General features: G+C 49.5%; 14 protein-coding genes. 1 reads left to right on the top strand and 13 read right to left on the bottom strand.

Annotation, left to right across the window (positions count from 1 at the left end):
- Window positions 1-5: 5 nt before the first annotated feature.
- The 9 genes from DFR62_RS13505 to DFR62_RS13465 all read right to left on the bottom strand — a co-directional run bounded on the left by DFR62_RS13505 (window position 6) and on the right by DFR62_RS13465 (window position 9,915).
- On the bottom strand, window positions 6-1,271 hold the full coding sequence (locus DFR62_RS13505; protein ID WP_121300867.1) for an MFS transporter: 1,266 nt from the start codon (window positions 1,269-1,271) through the stop codon (window positions 6-8).
- A 57-nt stretch (window positions 1,272-1,328) separates the two neighbouring features.
- Window positions 1,329-1,748, bottom strand: coding sequence for a universal stress protein (locus tag DFR62_RS13500; protein WP_121300866.1), 420 nt, complete (start codon window positions 1,746-1,748; stop codon window positions 1,329-1,331).
- A 211-nt stretch (window positions 1,749-1,959) separates the two neighbouring features.
- Window positions 1,960-3,537: a BCCT family transporter gene (locus DFR62_RS13495; protein ID WP_121300865.1), complete on the bottom strand. Its 1,578-nt coding sequence runs from the start codon at window positions 3,535-3,537 to the stop codon at window positions 1,960-1,962.
- 189 nt (window positions 3,538-3,726) lie between these two features.
- Window positions 3,727-4,722, bottom strand: coding sequence for a GNAT family N-acetyltransferase (locus DFR62_RS13490; RefSeq protein WP_121300864.1), 996 nt, complete (start codon window positions 4,720-4,722; stop codon window positions 3,727-3,729).
- Between the two features lie 6 nt (window positions 4,723-4,728).
- The gene (locus DFR62_RS13485) at window positions 4,729-5,391 is read right to left on the bottom strand and encodes a Dph6-related ATP pyrophosphatase (RefSeq protein ID WP_121300863.1); all 663 of its coding nucleotides are present in this window, start codon (window positions 5,389-5,391) and stop codon (window positions 4,729-4,731) included.
- 125 nt (window positions 5,392-5,516) lie between these two features.
- On the bottom strand, window positions 5,517-6,899 hold the full coding sequence (gene fumC, locus DFR62_RS13480) for a class II fumarate hydratase (protein WP_121300862.1): 1,383 nt from the start codon (window positions 6,897-6,899) through the stop codon (window positions 5,517-5,519).
- Window positions 6,900-6,979: 80 nt separating this feature from the next.
- Window positions 6,980-8,479 carry a UDP-N-acetylmuramoyl-L-alanyl-D-glutamate--2,6-diaminopimelate ligase gene (locus DFR62_RS13475; protein ID WP_121300861.1) on the bottom strand — a complete coding sequence of 500 codons (1,500 nt, stop codon included), beginning with the start codon at window positions 8,477-8,479 and terminating at the stop codon, window positions 6,980-6,982.
- Window positions 8,480-8,584: 105 nt separating this feature from the next.
- Window positions 8,585-9,259, bottom strand: a complete 675-nt coding sequence (locus DFR62_RS13470) for a hypothetical protein (protein WP_121300996.1) — start codon at window positions 9,257-9,259, stop codon at window positions 8,585-8,587.
- A gap of 134 nt (window positions 9,260-9,393) precedes the next feature.
- Window positions 9,394-9,915 (bottom strand): P-loop NTPase family protein, encoded by a 522-nt coding sequence (locus DFR62_RS13465; RefSeq protein ID WP_121300860.1) that lies wholly within the window; start codon window positions 9,913-9,915, stop codon window positions 9,394-9,396.
- A gap of 214 nt (window positions 9,916-10,129) precedes the next feature.
- Here DFR62_RS13465 and DFR62_RS13460 point away from each other — a divergent pair, with 214 nt between their 5' ends.
- Window positions 10,130-10,330: a cold-shock protein gene (locus DFR62_RS13460; protein WP_058381906.1), complete on the top strand. Its 201-nt coding sequence runs from the start codon at window positions 10,130-10,132 to the stop codon at window positions 10,328-10,330.
- Window positions 10,331-11,291: 961 nt separating this feature from the next.
- Here DFR62_RS13460 and DFR62_RS13455 read toward each other — a convergent pair.
- From DFR62_RS13455 to DFR62_RS13440, 4 genes are all read right to left on the bottom strand, one after another.
- A complete protein-coding gene (locus DFR62_RS13455) occupies window positions 11,292-12,941 on the bottom strand; it encodes a serine hydrolase (RefSeq protein ID WP_121300859.1) in 1,650 nt (549 codons plus the stop codon).
- 122 nt (window positions 12,942-13,063) lie between these two features.
- Window positions 13,064-13,516, bottom strand: coding sequence for a GNAT family N-acetyltransferase (locus DFR62_RS13450; protein ID WP_175578524.1), 453 nt, complete (start codon window positions 13,514-13,516; stop codon window positions 13,064-13,066).
- On the bottom strand, window positions 13,516-13,968 hold the full coding sequence (locus DFR62_RS13445) for a hypothetical protein (RefSeq protein ID WP_058381909.1): 453 nt from the start codon (window positions 13,966-13,968) through the stop codon (window positions 13,516-13,518). The genes DFR62_RS13450 and DFR62_RS13445 overlap by 1 nt, the downstream gene beginning before the upstream one ends.
- A gap of 378 nt (window positions 13,969-14,346) precedes the next feature.
- Window positions 14,347-16,968, bottom strand: a complete 2,622-nt coding sequence (locus tag DFR62_RS13440) for an MMPL family transporter (protein ID WP_121300857.1) — start codon at window positions 16,966-16,968, stop codon at window positions 14,347-14,349.
- Between the last annotated feature and the right edge of the window lie 3 nt (window positions 16,969-16,971).

The raw sequence follows: 16,971 nt of genomic DNA, 5'->3' as shown, positions 1-16,971 counted from the left end.
TTTTTCTATTGTCCGGTTTTCAACTCTTCTTTCACGGGTGGTTTTGCCAGGATGGAAGCGACGATTGCTAAAGCCGGGATGATGAGCAGGAAGCTTAATGCTTCATCGTAGCCGCCAAGGAAATCGTAAAACAAGCCGAACGGCAAGGGCCCTAAGGCAGAGCCGATGACCATGATCGCCATGGCGATGCCGCTGATGCTGCCGATATACTGGCGGCCGTAGTAATTGGGCCAGACAATGCTCAACGTGACCCGCTCAATCCCTGATACGGCTCCCCATACGACGCCGAACAAGATTGCTAACGACAGAACCGTCGCTTGCTGGAGCAGCAAAATGAAAATGATCTCTCCGGCAAACAAGGCGACCAGCATCCAGCGCACTTCAATTTTATCCAACAAATAGCCGGCCAAAAACGTTACCGGAAATCCGACGACCGCCATCAAGCTCAGCACGGTCGCTGCAGCTTCAGGCGTCAGTGATTGCTGTGAAAAAATCGATACTAAATGGAACGTGATTCCCGTGTTCACCAAGGCTGGCGTTGCGACGCAAAACAGCAGCAACCAAAAGGCGCGGGTTTTCTGCGCTTCTTTCACGGTCCAGCTAATATCTGCCGACAAACTCTTCTCTGCGGTTTCCCCTTCAGGAATCACTTCCCCGTCAGGACGCAAGCCGATATCTTCCGGCTTGTTGCGGATCAGCAAAAACGCGAGCGGCGTAAAAATAACCAACACGGACGCGCCGAGCAGCATCCACGCAATGCGCCAATCGAAAGTTTCGATCAACCACACATTGAGCAATGGAAAGACGGCAGAACCGACCATCGCCCCGAGTGCTGCGAGGCTGAGAGCCCGCCCTCTTTTGGCGATGAACCATTGCGGCACGAGCGACTTCGGCGTGAGTGACATCGAGCCTTGCCCAAGCAGGCGAATCAAAAAGAAGCCGATAAACAGCATGAAAGTATTGGCGATCAATCCGTTAAACAAACAGGCGAGCCCCAGCAAGCTGGAAATGATGACCGCCATCTTGCGTGCTCCCTGGCTATCGACCAGCCTGCCGACCATAAAGATCAGGAAACCAGCAAGCAAAGTGGCCGCAGAATAGATCCCTGACACCGTCGAGCGGCTCCATCCGAACTCTTCAATATAATAATCGATGAAAATGGCATTGGAAAAGGTTTGGCCGGGTCCCGAAAAGAAATACGACAACGCCGAAATCGCGACGATGACCCAGCCGTAATAAAACGGCGTATGTATTGGCGCAGTCTGTTTCACCTAGTTCTCCCTTCTGCCTGCTACAGCAAAAAGGGCTCCACCTGGGAGCCCTTTTTCTTATTTTACGATCAGTACCGGGCAGTTCGCGCGCTTGACCACTTTATGGCTGACGCTGCCGAGCACCATCTCCTGCAAGGAGTTCAAGCCACGGCTGCCGATCACGAGCATGTCGAACGCTTCCTTATTGGCGAAATCGACAATCGTCGGGCCCGGCGTCCCATGAAGGATCTCGACGCGGTATTTGATGTTCTCCGATGCGATCGCTTCTTCGACCGGCTGCAATTTCTTGCGGCGTTGGAAATCCAGCTCCGCGGAACTGCCGCTGTGAAGCACTTCGTTTTTCGCGTTGTCGTGATCCGCGACGAAAACGATCGTAATCTGTGAATCATCTGATCCTTTTGCTATTTTCACGGCTTCTTTAGCTGCACGGACTGAATGGTCGGAACCATCCACAGCGAGTAGGATTTTCTTGTACACTTCTCAACACTCCCCTTTAATGAGTCAGTCATTTGGCGTGCTCGTGCGTTAACACAGAGATAGCCACCTGTGAAATCGATAGCGATACTTTTATCTTCCACGTTAAAATCGAATTTGTCCAGAATTTCCTTGTCCTATCCAAGTTCTTGCATTAAAAAGACCCAGCTTCCATGTGAAGATGAAAGCCAGGTCTATCTAATAATTCAATTAGTTATTCACTTTTCGTTTTCTGTTTTGACCGCTTCAACGGCGTTTCCTTATCTCGCACATTGTTGAGCCATGCACGGTCCTGGTCCATCATTTTTTTCGCCGAATATATCATCAGGAAGGTGATGAAAATGATCGGCAAGCCCATCAAGCCAGACACCACTTCGAGCGGTGCCAAGCCGCCGATTCTCATGAGCACCAGTGAAATGACGGTGATGATGCCGGCAACCAGGATGCGCAAAATTTTCGGCGGTTCATTTTTGCTCATATCAAGCGTACTCGTATAAGCAGCAATCGTGTAAGTCGTCGAGTCGAGTGTGGTCGTCAGGAAGATGAGCGCGACGATGATGAAAATCACAATCGCCAATCCGCCAAGCGGCAAGGTCGAAAGAATTTCAGGAATGACTGCCATCCGGTCTTCTTTCACCATATCCAAAATCGGCAGTTCACCCGTCAAATAACGGTGGACGCCGAGCCCACCAAGAACACCTGTGGCAATCCACGACAACAGCGTAGGCGCCAATAGATAGGTCATGATCATCTCGCGGATGGTGCGCCCTCTTGAAATACGGGCCGCAAACACCGAATGCAGCATCGCCCATGTGGCACTATAAGCAAACCAAAACACCGTATTGCTTTGCACATGCGACGCCGCGCCTTGGTAAACTGAGTCCGTATTGAGTGAAAAACTCAAGTAATTCGTAAACAGCGACGCAACGCTGTCCGAGAAATAATTCAGGATAAAGACTCCTGGCCCTGCCAAGAGAATGAAGACAGTAAAGGCTCCCGCCAAATAAATATTGAAGGTACTGAGCCGCTTGATACCCTTTTCCACGCCAAGGTAAGCACTGACGGAAAACAGCGCTACCCAGACAATCGTGACGACGAGTGTTAACCCGAACGTTACATCAATGTTCATTAACGCAGAAATATTATACGTGATGATCGGTGCGCCCAGACCGAGCGTAACCGCAGCCCCTGTCATGATGCTGAGCAAGAACAAGACATCGAGCAGGCGCCCTGCCCAGCCGTCTGCCAATTTATCGCCAAACACCGGACGTGCTGCTTCTGACATGCGCATCATCGGCTTTTTCTTAACGTGCAGCGTATAAGCCATCGCCGGGGCGATCATGACAAAGATCGCGAATACCTGGAAGCCCCATAAGAACATGCTGTAAGCATTGCCCATTAAAATCGATTCCGGTGAACCCGCCTCCATGCCGGCCGGCGGGTTGTTCGCCACGGATGTCCATTGCAACATGCCGGTACGCATGATTGTGGAACCGAGCCCCATGGCGATCAAGATGGATGCATACTCGAACAAAGTCAAGCGCGGCTTTTCTGCTGGATCGCCGAGAACGATATCGCCATATTTGGAATACGAAAAATACAATGCCGCTCCTACCAAAATAATGCCATACCAGAGATAACCCCAGCTGAATACTTCAACAATCGTCGTAAAAATCCCATTCAGCAATTCCAATGAACGGCTTTCATAAAGCGCGAGTGGAACGCTGATTGCGATGATGATGATCAAAGCCGGAAGAAAAATCCGGTAATCGATCAAGCCTTTCTTTTTCATCGAATCCCCCTCAATTATTTAATCCCTTTTTCCCTTCCCTTTGACTTGCTTGTTATAACCACAAAAAAAGAAAAAACTACAAAGAAATGTAGTTTTTTCAGGAAAGGCTTGGGAAATATCATCATTTCCAACACGCCTACGAGTATAACGAAGCTAATTTCCTTGAGCAAGCAAAGCGATGCTCTCTGTTCAGTCGTGGCCGTGCGCCCATGAAATGCGTGGATCGATTTGGCGCGACATCCGGACCATGACGGGCTGGAAACCCATACGCGGCCAGAAATAGGAAGCCATTTGGTTTGGCGTATGCCAGTCGGCAAAAATATAATCATAGCCCTCTTTCTTCAATTCGCCGAAGCAATAGTTTGCCAGTGCTCTGCCGATGCCGCGGCTTCGCATATCCGGGTTGGTCGAAGCAGCTGGCAGCTCCACGCAATTCTCGGGCGTCACCAAACTGAAAGGGTCCTCCTTGCGGAAATAAACATGGAAGCCGGCAGCTTGTTCACCTTGGTTAACGAGCCATAGATAGGCTTCTTCGTCTTCCGTCAGTGCGACATAGCTTTTCTGGACGTTTTCCATCGTTTCTCTCGTGATTGGATGCCAAGAAGGTGCGGCTGCCTGGTGGATGCTGTTCCACACCGCCATTTTTTTCAAAAGCGGCGCATCCGCTTTCGTGCCGCGCCGAAATTCGAGTTCAGGCAGCGTTCCGTTTTTCGGTTCGTAATCATCCAGCGACAGAATCGCATATTTTTGCTCGAAGGCGAATCCTTGATCTAGCCATTGCTCGAACACCATTTCATCTCCAAGCGGCGCCATCAACACGTGGTGGAAATAGCCATGCTTCACCCATTCCGCTCCAGCATCCGCATATAATAAGCGCAACAGGCGCGGATGTTCATGCTCACTGATGGCAATTGATTCATAATCCATCCACACATAGCGTCCGCGATGCGCTTCTTCCTTGAATTCATAAACCAGGTATCCGATCACATCAATGCCACGGACAGCGACCACTCCGCTGACATATGGGCGCTCGAGCAATTTGCGGATGACAATCTCCGCTTCATCGATTTCCTCGAACTTATCCGGCAGATACGGGAAAATCTTCCGCTCCCGCGCCTGGCGTTTTGAAAGCAATGCAGACATTTGGCGGATATGCTTTTCTTCTACACTGATGATCTGGATCACATTCCATCACTCCCCTGTTTGAAGTTTCACTTCAAGCATCGCGTATTGGCCGTTGCGCACGATGTCTCCGAACTCCACTGGCAACGGTTCAACAAAAATCGGGCCGTCTACTAATGTGGTATGGAATTCCCCTTCCTCTCCGCAAGCATCGATGCCGAGTGCCTCGAGCTCTTCGATCAGCCCGCGGGTGAAAATGCGCCCGAGAAACTCCTCTCCGACACGCGCAGTATCCACCACTGTAATGACGGCTTTAAACTCTTCTTCGACCAGTTCTTCCAACAGTGACCGGCGGGCTTCTTGCCATAAGGGATGCAAGACATCGAGTTCTGCCTGTTTGCTGACTTTTTCAACCCAATCAAGATGATCCTGCAGGTCAATATCCCCGTACACACCCATTTCGATGCCTTGTTCTTTGAAATTCTGCAAGTGGCGAATAAATTCCTCTTCATATCCTGCCCAGTCGGCTTCGCCAATCACTAAAGGCAAGCCCATCCGTTCCGCTTGTGCTTCCAAGATCTGCTTTTTCAGCCCGTGGGATTTTGAGTGTTCTCCGTCTTCCTCAAACATGGTGAACAACGCAATCGGCACATGCCCTTGCTGAACCGCCCGGTAAAATGCTAATGCGGAGTCTTTGCCGCCGCTCCATGATGTAATAAATGGTTTTTGCATACTGCACCTCTTCTGTAATTTCTTGTGTCTTGCTTTTTCGTTTCCTCGTTCCCTCTACTTCTATTTCCTACCCTGAAACTCCTTGTTCCACAAAAAAACAGCCGGGAAACTCCCGGCTGTTTGCATTATTTTCCTACCATATTCTCTGGGCGCACCCATTCGTCGAATTGCTCCGCCGTTAAATGGCCGCTCTTGACTGCTGATTCTTTCAGCGTCGTGCCTTCGTTATGTGCTTGCTTAGCAATCGCTGCCGCTTTTTCGTAGCCGATATGCGGGTTGAGTGAAGTGACAAGCATCAAGGAATTCTTCACATGGTTCTCGATGACGTCCAAGTTCGCTTCAATGCCGATTGCACAATTATCGTTGAAAGAAACAAGTGAATCCGTCAACAGGCGGACTGATTGCAGGAAATTGTACGCAATGACCGGTTTGAAGACATTGAGTTCGAAGTTCCCTTGGCTTGCCGCAAAACCGATCGCAGCGTCGTTGCCCATGACCTGGGCCGATACCATCGTCAAGGCTTCGCTTTGTGTCGGGTTGACTTTTCCTGGCATAATCGAGCTGCCCGGCTCATTTGCCGGAATCGTGATTTCGCCGATGCCGCTGCGTGGGCCACTTGCGAGCCAGCGTACGTCGTTGGCAATCTTCATCGCATCCGCTGCAAGTGCTTTGACCGCACCGTGCACGTAAACCATTTCATCGTGACTTGTCAGTGCGTGGAATTTGTTTTCCGCTGAAGTGAACTCCGTGCCCACCGCTTCTGCGATGAATTCCGCAACATAGCCGCCGAATTTCGGGTCTGCGTTGATGCCCGTTCCGACAGCTGTTCCGCCGATCGCAAGTTCACGCATATGCTCGACGCTTTCTTTGATCATGCGCTCGCTTTTCTCCAACATATGGCGCCAGCCGCTGATTTCCTGGCCCAGTGTAAGCGGTGTGGCATCTTGCAAGTGCGTGCGGCCGATTTTGATGACATCGTCGAATTTCTTCGCTTTTTCATCCAAAGTCGCTTTCAATTTCTGGACCGCTGGAATCAATTGCTCCGTAACCGCTAGAACGCCGGCAACGTGCATCGCCGTCGGGTATGTATCGTTCGAGCTTTGGGACATATTGACGTCATCGTTCGGGTGAAGTTTTTCATCCGATCCTTGTTCCGTCAAGATTTCGTTTCCGCGGCGCGCCAATACTTCGTTCATGTTCATATTGGACTGCGTGCCGCTTCCTGTCTGCCAAACGACGAGCGGGAAATGATCGTTCCATTTGCCTTCGATCACTTCGTTCGCAGCTGTTTCGATGGCGCGCATTTTTGCGTCGGACATCTTGCCGAGCTTGTGATTCGCTTTAGCTGTCGCTTTTTTCAATTGAGCAAATGCCATAACCACTTCATGGGGCATACGTTCTGTTCCGATGGCAAAGTTTTGGACGCTGCGCTGAGTTTGCGCGCCCCACATTTTGTCAGCTTCAACTTGAATTTCACCGATCGTGTCTTTTTCTGTACGATACTGCATTCCATTCACTCCAATTCTTAGTCTTTAATTAGCTTCTCTTCTATTAAACACATTCCACCCGAAAAAAGCGACCCTCGCCGCTAAAATCCCCCGGTTTTGCTCGAGAAAAACGCTTCGATTATCGCTTCATCTGAATGCGGGATATGTTCCCCTTTGATGATCTGGGCGCCGTTGATGCAGCCGCTCGACAGCAAGATGATGTCTTCCGGCCCGCTTTCTGCAAGCGCTTTTTCCACTGCCTGTTTGCGCGTTGGCGCTTTCAGCACTTTTTGCATGTACGGGACACTGAAGCCTTTGATCACTTCCGAAACAACTTCTTCCGGATCGTTGTAACCCGGATGGTCAACTGTAACGACCAAGACATCCGCTTTCCCTTCAGACGCTTTTGCCATTTTCGGCATCTTGGCAAAATCCCGGATACCGATTCCGGCAATAAGCGCGATCAAGCGGCGATGGGGTAATTTGCGGGCTTCCGTCAAGACCGCATCGATCGCGACTGGCGTATGGGCATAATCCAAAATGATGGTCCGCTCTTCAGGGCCTCTGATCACTTGAAAACGCCCTTCTACTTGAGGCATATCCGGCAAGACTGCAATGATTTGGTCGATTGAATGCCCAGCGTGTAAGGCTGTCGCAATCGCCGCCGTCAAATTCGCGGCATTGTAATCCCCGAATAATGGAGCTTCGATCACCCGGATATCGCCTCTATAATTCAACTCAAAACGCATGCCTTGTGCAGATGCGCTGTAATTTCCCCAAATCAGGTCAGCACCGCTCGACGGATCTTGGCTATAGCTCAACACCGGGTAATCCGCCACTGCTAAAATGCCACCGCTTAAACCGGGATCGTCGAGATTGACGACAGCTGCTTTCGCACGCTCGAACAACTTCAACTTAGACTCCCGATAATGTTCAAAAGTTTTATGATATTCAAGGTGCTCCTCGGATAAATTCGTGTGGATGGCTACATCGAAAATGATACCTTCCACCCGCTGCTGATCCAGCGCAGTCGAAGACACTTCCATCGCCACTGCCTTCGTGTCGGCATCAACCAGCATGGAGAAAATCTGGTGGATGTCTGAAGCGATTGGCGTGGTTGGCGTACTTTTCTCGAACGGCACTTTGCCTTGAGCTGTCTCGACGCCCGTTGTGCCGATAAATCCACAAGGTGTTCCCAGTAAATTGAATAAATTGCGGACATAGGTAGCCGTTGTAGTCTTGCCGTTTGTTCCCGTCACGCCGATTTTAAACAAATCATGTTGCGGCGAGCCGAAAAAGAAATCTGAAGTGTGTGCGAGTGCATTGCGCACATCCGCCACCAGCACAAAGCTGACAGAAGGATAACGCTTGGCTTGCTGGGATAGAATTTCCTCATTGGAGCCGATAATCGCCTGCGCACCGTTTTCGATGGCAGGCTCTATGTATAGATGTCCGTCTGTAATTTCCCCGATGACGCAAAAAAATGCAGAACCATTCCGTGCAGCCGAAGAGTTATAGACAATCGCTTGGATGTCCGCTGACTCTGGCCCGAATGATTTTAATATGCGTACCCCGGGGATTTGTGCAAATTGCAACTTCATATCGTAACTCCTCTTGAAGATAAATTTATGTGAATTTCTGATAATTTTACAGGAAAGCGCTGGAGTGTTCCACAATTCGAGTCGCTTTTTTAAAAAAATTACCGATCAACTAAGAGGTTTGGCAAATTGCAGCGCATGAAAGCCTTTGACCATCTGGAAGCCTATTCCAACATATCCTTCATTTAGTAATTCTTGCTGTTTTTGCAGATCGTCGAGCGGTGCTGTGACTTGATTGCCGTAATCTGCATTCGGCTGCTCGAGATCTTTTACAAGGATATAGCGTTCCAGGCCATCGTACTTCTTTTTTAACGCAGCGATGTGCATGTGCTGCGTAAATTTATCTTTCAGGCTCGGGATATTCATCGGCGCCACTGTGCAAGCCACGTAGCGGAATTTTTTCTCCAGCTTCTTCAATTCCTTCATCACTACTTCGGCCAATTTCTGCTGAAGGCGGTTTCCACGGTAATCGGGAGCGACAGCCGAAATTTCCTGATAAATCATGTTGCCAAGCTCTTCTTCAGAAAGCCCGATATCGCGCCCAAGATGCTCCTCGTCAATTTCGGGGACGAGCAGTGCCCGAAAAGCCACTAGCTCTCCTTCTACAAAAGCCCCGACAATCAGCCCGTTATGCTGCAAAATAAACAGAAATTCTTCAGTCGACAGCGGCTGCAACGTATTTTTCTCTGGCAGCGAGTCGATAACCGTTTGCTGAACCCGTTCGATTTCAGCCAAATCCTCTAGGTACAGGCGCTTCATATACATTGGCACCTGTTTGTGCATGCGCACATTGGTCAGTGTACCTTCATATAGGCGGTCTTTCAAAGCCCATTCCCCCTCGTTTCTTTCGTACTATCAGAATACCATGTTCCCTATCCATCGTCTTCAAGTTTTTTCAATTGACTGTAAAATTGAAACTATTTACCGGCCTGTTCCAAAAAAGCCTCAATTTCCTTTTGTGTACGGAGGATATACACCTGTTTTTCAGGATACTTTCTAATAAATTCTTCTATTAAATGGTGTTGCGATTTTTGCCGCCCGTGATAGGTCGTCACAATAAACTTCAAGAACTCGTAATCCAGCTTTTCAGGACAGTCCGGAGCCATATCCAGTCTAGCTTGTTTACGGTATTGGATACGCCTTTTCAATACACGCCATAAACAGCGCCACAGCGGAAGCTGCAATTGGATAAGTGCATCGCAAGCTGCCAAGCGGATAGCGGCCGTGCTATTATAATTCCCTTCAATGATCCAGCGCGGTTCGTTCGCCAGCTCCTGCTGCTTGTGCTGAAATTCTTTTTCCTCTGCTTCAACCCAGCCCGGCTTCCAATAATACGCATCCAAATGATGTACCGGCAGATTGGCCACTTTTCCTAAACGTCTTGCAAACGTTGATTTGCCGGTTCCCGCTGACACACCAATCACCATAATCCGCTGCATCGATCCCCCTCCTATCGCTCTTCATTCAACTATAACGAATGGCGGGAAAAAGAAGCAACCGAACTTAACCCTTGCATTCCAAAGAGTACCGTGCTATTCTAAGGAAGAATTATTTTTGTTCGATGGCTTTTCATTAAGTATCAGATTTTATCTGAAGGATTTGAGCAAGGATAGTAATACAATGTATGCATTAGCATACGAGGAGGAAACACACATGGAACAAGGTAAAGTAAAATGGTTTAACTCAGAAAAAGGATTCGGCTTCATCGAGCGCGAAGGCGGAGACGACGTATTCGTACACTTCTCAGCTATCCAAAGCGAAGGATTCAAAACTCTTGACGAAGGTCAAGAAGTTACTTTTGACATCGAGCAAGGCCAACGCGGTCTTCAAGCTACTAACGTATCAAAAGCTTAATTAACCCTTAAACTTTCAATGGACTCTTCTTCGGAAGAGTCCATTTTTTATTGTCTAAAAATATATGCATGCAATGGAGCGCGTTCTTTAGATGAGATAGCGAGTTTTTGTGTATGGAAATGTTCTGGCGTATTGATATAAGCGTCGCTTTAGTATTCGCCGCTCTGCTTTGGGTTGTCCTTTGGCGCTGGGCGGCTGAGAGATTTTATTGAATGATGCTAGTTTATATAGCTTTCTTTTTGTATTCAGTTCCGGCTAGCAGGGAAATCGCTTCCCGAATAGAACAGAAGTGAAGATAGCTAGGGTTTGCGTGTCGAAGTGTTTCTGCATTCGATTCGGGATTCACCTTGGTATTCGCCGCCCGGCTTTGGGTTGGCCTTTGGCAATAAGCCAGGAAAATCCCCTGTCTTATTGCGTCGGCTCACCCCCTTACGCTTGGCGGCTGTGAAATTCCATTGATTCGGGTGCGTTTAGTCAGTTTTGCTTCTGTAACTAGTTGCCGGCTAGCGGGGAAATCGCTTCCCGAGATGAGGCATCTGATCATGAAGTGTTTAAGCAAAGAATTATTGTTGGTAGATTAGAAGAGCCATGAGCTATCAAGCCTCAAGCTCTTTCACATTTTATATTTTATGGTTGAAGAAATTATCCACTACTCTAAAATTAGAGACGGAGTGGAAGGGGCCGACTCCGGGAGGATCAGCGAGACAATTGAGACCCTGCAGGAGCGCAGCGACGAAGCGGCTCAATGCGAGCCCTCCGGAAAGCGTGCCCTACCACGCAGTCGAATAGTACAAACTTTCTCCACTCACTTCCCTCCCGTATTTCACAAAGAAAAAAGCTGCCCAATGGCAGCTTTTTTTAATTCATGATGAAATACAATTGGAAGACCAGGAAAATGATCGCGACCAACAGGAGCGTTCCGACCACTACGCTCATGGCCAGTTTTTTTCCGTCCATCGACTCACCCTCTCAGTTTTTTCTCGCGTTCAATGGCTTTCACTATATCATACGCGCCTTCCCCGGTATTTGACAATACAGTAACGATGGATTTTTGCTGTGGATAATAGCCCGAGCGGAAATTCACGCCTGGGTCGTACCCCATTACATGATACTTCACCATCTCCGCTTCTTGCTTATCGATCCACACACCGTAGCCGTAAGCCTGTTCGCCTTCTTGTGCCTGGACCGTCAGCAGGTGGTTTTTCATCTCTTCAGACAATAAAGACCCGTCCATCAGCCGGTTCCAGAATTTCGCCATGTCCCCTGCCGTGACGAAGGCGCCTCCGTCCGCTCCACCGCGAACTGGAATCGCGTATTGGTTCGTGCGCCAGGAGCCGTCTTCCTCAATATATCCATACGCCGTATTTTTCGGCAAACGATCCAGACGGAAATAACCCGAGTCCGACATATCCGCTTTCGCCAACACTTCCCGCTCGACGTAATCGGCGAATTCTTCGCCAGTCACTTGCTCGATGATCAGGCCGAGTGCGATATAGCCCGCATTATTATATCGGAAACGCGCCCCCGGTTCTTCGACAGGCGGCAAGTCGCGGAATAATGGAACAAAATCAGCTGGCGTCTCCATCCGGTACATCGGAATCTCTTGCCATAATTGTTCGAAGTCATCCATCGCCTCTTCGTCGAAGTAATCAGGAAGGCCTGATGTATGGCACAACAGTTGGTGAACCGTAGCGTTGAAATTCGGGAAGGTCTTCGGCAATAGCTCTGACAGCTTCGCTGAAAGTTCGAGCTTGCTTTGCTCCACCAATTGCAACACAGCGACGGCTGTAAAGATCTTGCTGCCGGACGCGATGCCGAAGCGGCTGTCGACAGCAATCGGCCGTTCGTCCGCACGGTTCGCGAATCCTTTGGCAAGCGACCAATTTTCATTGCCGGCCATATGTGCAGTCCCTGAAAATGAGGCCGATTCCATTAAGTCGGAAACCGGATTATCTGCTTGCTTTTGCACCATATGCCCTTCCGCATCGATCTCGATCATCCGCCCGTCCGCAAGTTCGATTGCCAACGGATGCGTTTCGCTTTTCAGTTTAGAGAAGAACCACGTACGTTTTGGCGGTACGAGCACCAGAAAATGGGGATCTTTGCCGAGGAAATTCAGCGTTGTCGGATCGATCCCTTTATTGCCGCGTACGGGAATTTCCATCCGTTCCAATGACTCGCCCACTTCCTTGACATATGGCGAAACGATGCCGACTTCACTGATGTCGAGTAAGGAATCGATTGTGAAATCATCCATGATGTCGACGTGGCGCCGTCCGATAAACTCAACGATATTGCCGGCAGGATCCTGAAAATAGAAGGCATCGGAATTGAAATTCGAATAATAGATTTCGTCCATCCCTTCCTGGCGGTTCAGCTCAACGCGCGCACGCGCCCAGAATTTGGCCAAACTGAACTGGTTGCCTGGAATATTGATCGCATAATGGTAAAAAGACGCACTGTCCGACTGGCGGAATTCCAAAACGGACGTGCCGATTGAAAGCGCAAAGCTCGTGTCGTCTTCTTCAACAATCCGGAAGCCCAACTGGTATTCATAAAATCCTTTCATTTCATCCAAACGGTTTGTGTACAGTATCACTTTCTTGAACATGTCCTCACCTCTTCTCTCAGCATACCGAAAATGGTCAGAATTTTCCTCTTTTTCGTCGCATCCAAGCCGGCCTTTTGACATTTAAAGACAAAAAAAGCGAATGCATCTGCTGCATTCGCCTGTTACCACCGATAATCGAGCCGGACCATATCCCGGCATTGCAAGCCATTTTCAAAAATCGGCTCTTCGTAATGGCGGGTGAAAAAGTCCCGGTCAACCGATTTCATGCGGAAGCCGCATTTCTGGTAGAGCGCCAATTGCGCCAAACTCGAATTTCCGGTGCCGATCTCGACAGCCGAGAAACCGAGCTTTTTCGCTTCTTCGAGCGCCAAAAACACTAAGCGCTTGCCAAGACCTTTGCCGCGCTCAGACTCAGCGAGGGCAATGTTTTTGATTTCAGCGGTATCCGAATCCAGCGCAGTCAAGACGAACACACCCATGACGGTTTCCTGCTGTTCGGCGATAAAGCAATGGCCGCCAGTACAATAGCTGCGGACTAGCTGCTCAGACGGATCCGCTTCCAGCAACAGCCCCATCGGCAATTCCTCGTGCATTCCCAGTTTTCGGATGTTCATTATTTTCGCTCGCTAAATCCTTGGTCGAGCAGATAATCTTCAGCGTCATCGAACGTGCCGAAACTTTCTTCTAAGTTTTTACCTGTATAGATATTCCAGAAAGGCTCTTCGTAGACAAGGTCGAGTTTTTCGCCTTCTCTATTGGTCCACCGCTTATCATAAGGGGGTTCTGGTTCCTGGCCCAAATAATCGATCGAATCGGCGATGATACTGCGCAATTGGCTCGCTGAAAAATCGCGGATGTTGACCAAGCCGCGGTTGTCCGCTTCGTATTGCGGCAAATCACCGACGAAGACAAAACCGTTACCGTTCGGGTGAAGGTGATAGACCACGTTTTTCTTATCATAAAGGCTTTCTTCAAATTGGAAGTTGACTCGTTTCATCGACACTTCTTTTCGTGTCAGTTCCGGAAACGCTTCGATCACTTCTAGTTTTTGTTCAAATGTCAGCACTGGACATCCCCATTTCTTCTTTGGATTTCTGACTTCAGTATAACACGCATAGGGTGTGCTTCGCCGTTTGCGAAATAATAGAAAAAGGGTTGCCCATAAGAAATGAGTGGTGTCCATTTCGACGGACGCGCTCTAGCTCACAGGATGTTGGATCATGCAGCTGGCGCGTAATGTCGTTGCTCAACTTTCGCTATGCTCAAGCATCGCAAATAAATGAACTCAGTTCCACTTCGTTCATTTATTCGCCGTCTCCATTCCCATCCCATGTTCTGAATTGAAGAGAGTGGACGAACACGAACATACAAATAAAATATCCGAAGAAAAAGGACTTCTTTTTCTCCGGACATTTCAAGGTAATTATAAGGCAGCCCTTAAAACTTATTTTTTCTTTTTCAATCCGAATGGCCACCAAGCGCCGCCCGCAAATGAAACGGTAATTGCCGGCACGAGCAGCGGCAAGACGATCAAGCCATAAAGCAGCAAGCCCGTGATGACGATTGCTGCGATCTGCATCAGGCTGAGTACTCCAGATGGCAGCATCGCGCCGAACGTTCCGGCGAGCAAAATGGCGGCCGTGATGATGACCGTTCCCATTTTCGCCATCGACCGGTGCATCGCTTTCGAGAAGTCTGCCGCCGTTAAGGCTTCTTCACGGTAGCGATCGAGCAGGAAGATCGAGTAATCGATGCCGAGCGAGACGAGCATGACGAAGCCAAAGAACGGAACGGCCCATGTGATGCCGTCATAACCGAGCCATCCGACGAAAATCAACTCGGTGATCGCAATCGAACTGTAATAGGTCAATAAGAGAGAGCCGATCATGAACAGCGGCATGATGAAAGAACGCAACAGCACTGCCAATACCACGAACAAACTGATGAGCATAATACTGACCGTACGCGTAAAGTCACTCTCGGAGATGTCCTTCAAGTCGCTATTGATGCTTGGCACCCCGCCGTATGCGATGTCCACATCTTCAAGAGGCGTGCCGTTAATGCTTCTCTCAGCCGCTTCTTTCAAATTCGTGACGATGTCAATCGCTTCCGGGGAATAGGGATCTTCTTCGAGCACGACTTCCATCAACATGCCTTCGCCATCGGCAAATGCATACTGATCAAGCAGCGATTCGAACTCTTCTTGTTCCAAAGTGCCTTCAGGCAGATAAATGCCTGTGCCGCGCACCGCTTCGCTATCGCTGATGCCTGCGAGCGTGTCGGCGATTTCAGTCAAGCCGTCGCTGATTTCCGTAAGGCCGTCTGATGAAGCGCCGACGCCTTGCGCAAGTTCCCCGATGCCAGCAGCCAATTCATCATATTGGCCAGCTCCGCCGTTCAAGCCTTGTTCGATCTCTGAAAGTCCCGCATTCACTTGAGCAAGTGCACCGACCGTCTGTTCAATATTGCCGGTCTGCTGGAGGCCGCCCGAAATCTGTTCAAGCTGCCCGTTCACTTGCGACAAGCCTGCAGCTGCCTCGCGAAGGCCAGCGCCTCCTGCCTGTCCACTGATCGTTTCCAGGTTTGTTTCAATTTCACCAAGGCCGGACTGGACTTCGCCAATTCCGGCATTCGCTTCTTCAAGCCCTTCTGCAATAAGGCCCAGCTGATGATCGACGAAAAATTCATCAATCACCGAACCGGTAGGGCGCGTAATGGCACGAACCATGTCGACACCTTCAACTTTTTCCATATCCTGCGCCAAAGCATCCAGATACGGAATCGTTTCTTCTGCCGTTAAGCTCTCTTCGCCTTTAATGACGACTTGCACCGGCATCGTATTGCCTGCACCGAATGCCGATTCAATGGCATCGAGGCCTTTCACCGATTCATAATCCGAACTGATCTCGTCTACTGTATTGAATGACAGGTCGTTGTTATAAGAGAACAACAAAGGAACCGTAATGGCCGCCACCAGCAGCATCGACCAAAGTGGACGGTTAACGGACAATTTGCCGATCCAAATCCACAATTTGCTGTCTTTATGTGAAGCCGAGCCCTTGCTTGGCCAGAACAACTTGTCTTTTAGCACCGCCATGAAAAACGGCATGACGGTAAACAGCACGACAAGGAGGACGGCGATGCCGACTGCGACGGCAACGGCCGATTTGAAAATCGGGAATTCCGCAAAACCGATAGCCGCAAATGCGATAAAGCCCGAGAATCCGCTGATGAACAAAGTCTTCCCTGCCGTCCGGTACGTATTCAGAATCGCTTCTTGCACATCTTTTCCTTCTGTCAGTTCTTCTTTATAACGGCTGAGCAGCAAGATGCAGTAATCAGTCCCGAGACCGAACAGAATCGCCACCAGGAAAATTTGCGTGTAATTCGAAACCGGGAAGCCGAACCAATCGATGAAAAACGCCACGAGCGATTGACTGAGCAAATAGCTGAGCCCTACCGCCACAAGCGGGATAATCGGCGTGATAAACGAACGGAACACCGCCAGCAGCAAGCCGAAAATCAACACTACCGTGATGATCTCGGTTTTCTTCAGGCCTTCCTGCGCGCTAGTATTGACGTCTTGGTTGATAATCGCCTCACCCGTCAAGTAGACCGTTAAATCGTCCGGCACAATCGTTTCACGGATTTCATCCGCGAGTGCCGCCGCTTCTTCGTCCGTTCCTTCAATTGATACCGGAAGCAAGACCGTCTGGCGATCTTCCGCCACCAATTGCGCTTCCAGTTCTTCATTTTCAAATGGATCCAATACGGTCGTCACCGGATCGCCAAGCGCTTCGATTTCCGCTCTCATGTCCGCGATCTGCTGCTCGCTTGTTTCATCGAGTTCCGACTCCAATTCGATCACCAATGAAATGGTCTGCCCCGATACATCAGCCGATTCCAAAATGGTAGCCGCACGCTGCGAGTCCGCTTGTTCGGACAATTGGAACGAACCTGCTTCTTCCGCTTGTTCCGTTAAGTTTGGCGCCACTAAAAACAATGCCGCCGTCAATACGATGAGCCCGATCATGATCGGCCATTTTAATTTCAGTATCGTTTGCATCCC

It is taken from the genome of Planococcus citreus, from assembly GCF_003664125.1.
Taxonomy (GTDB): Bacteria; Bacillota; Bacilli; order Bacillales_A; family Planococcaceae; genus Planococcus; species Planococcus citreus.
The sequence above is the reverse complement of the archived record's forward strand: the minus strand, read 5'-3'. Positions and strand labels throughout refer to the sequence as shown.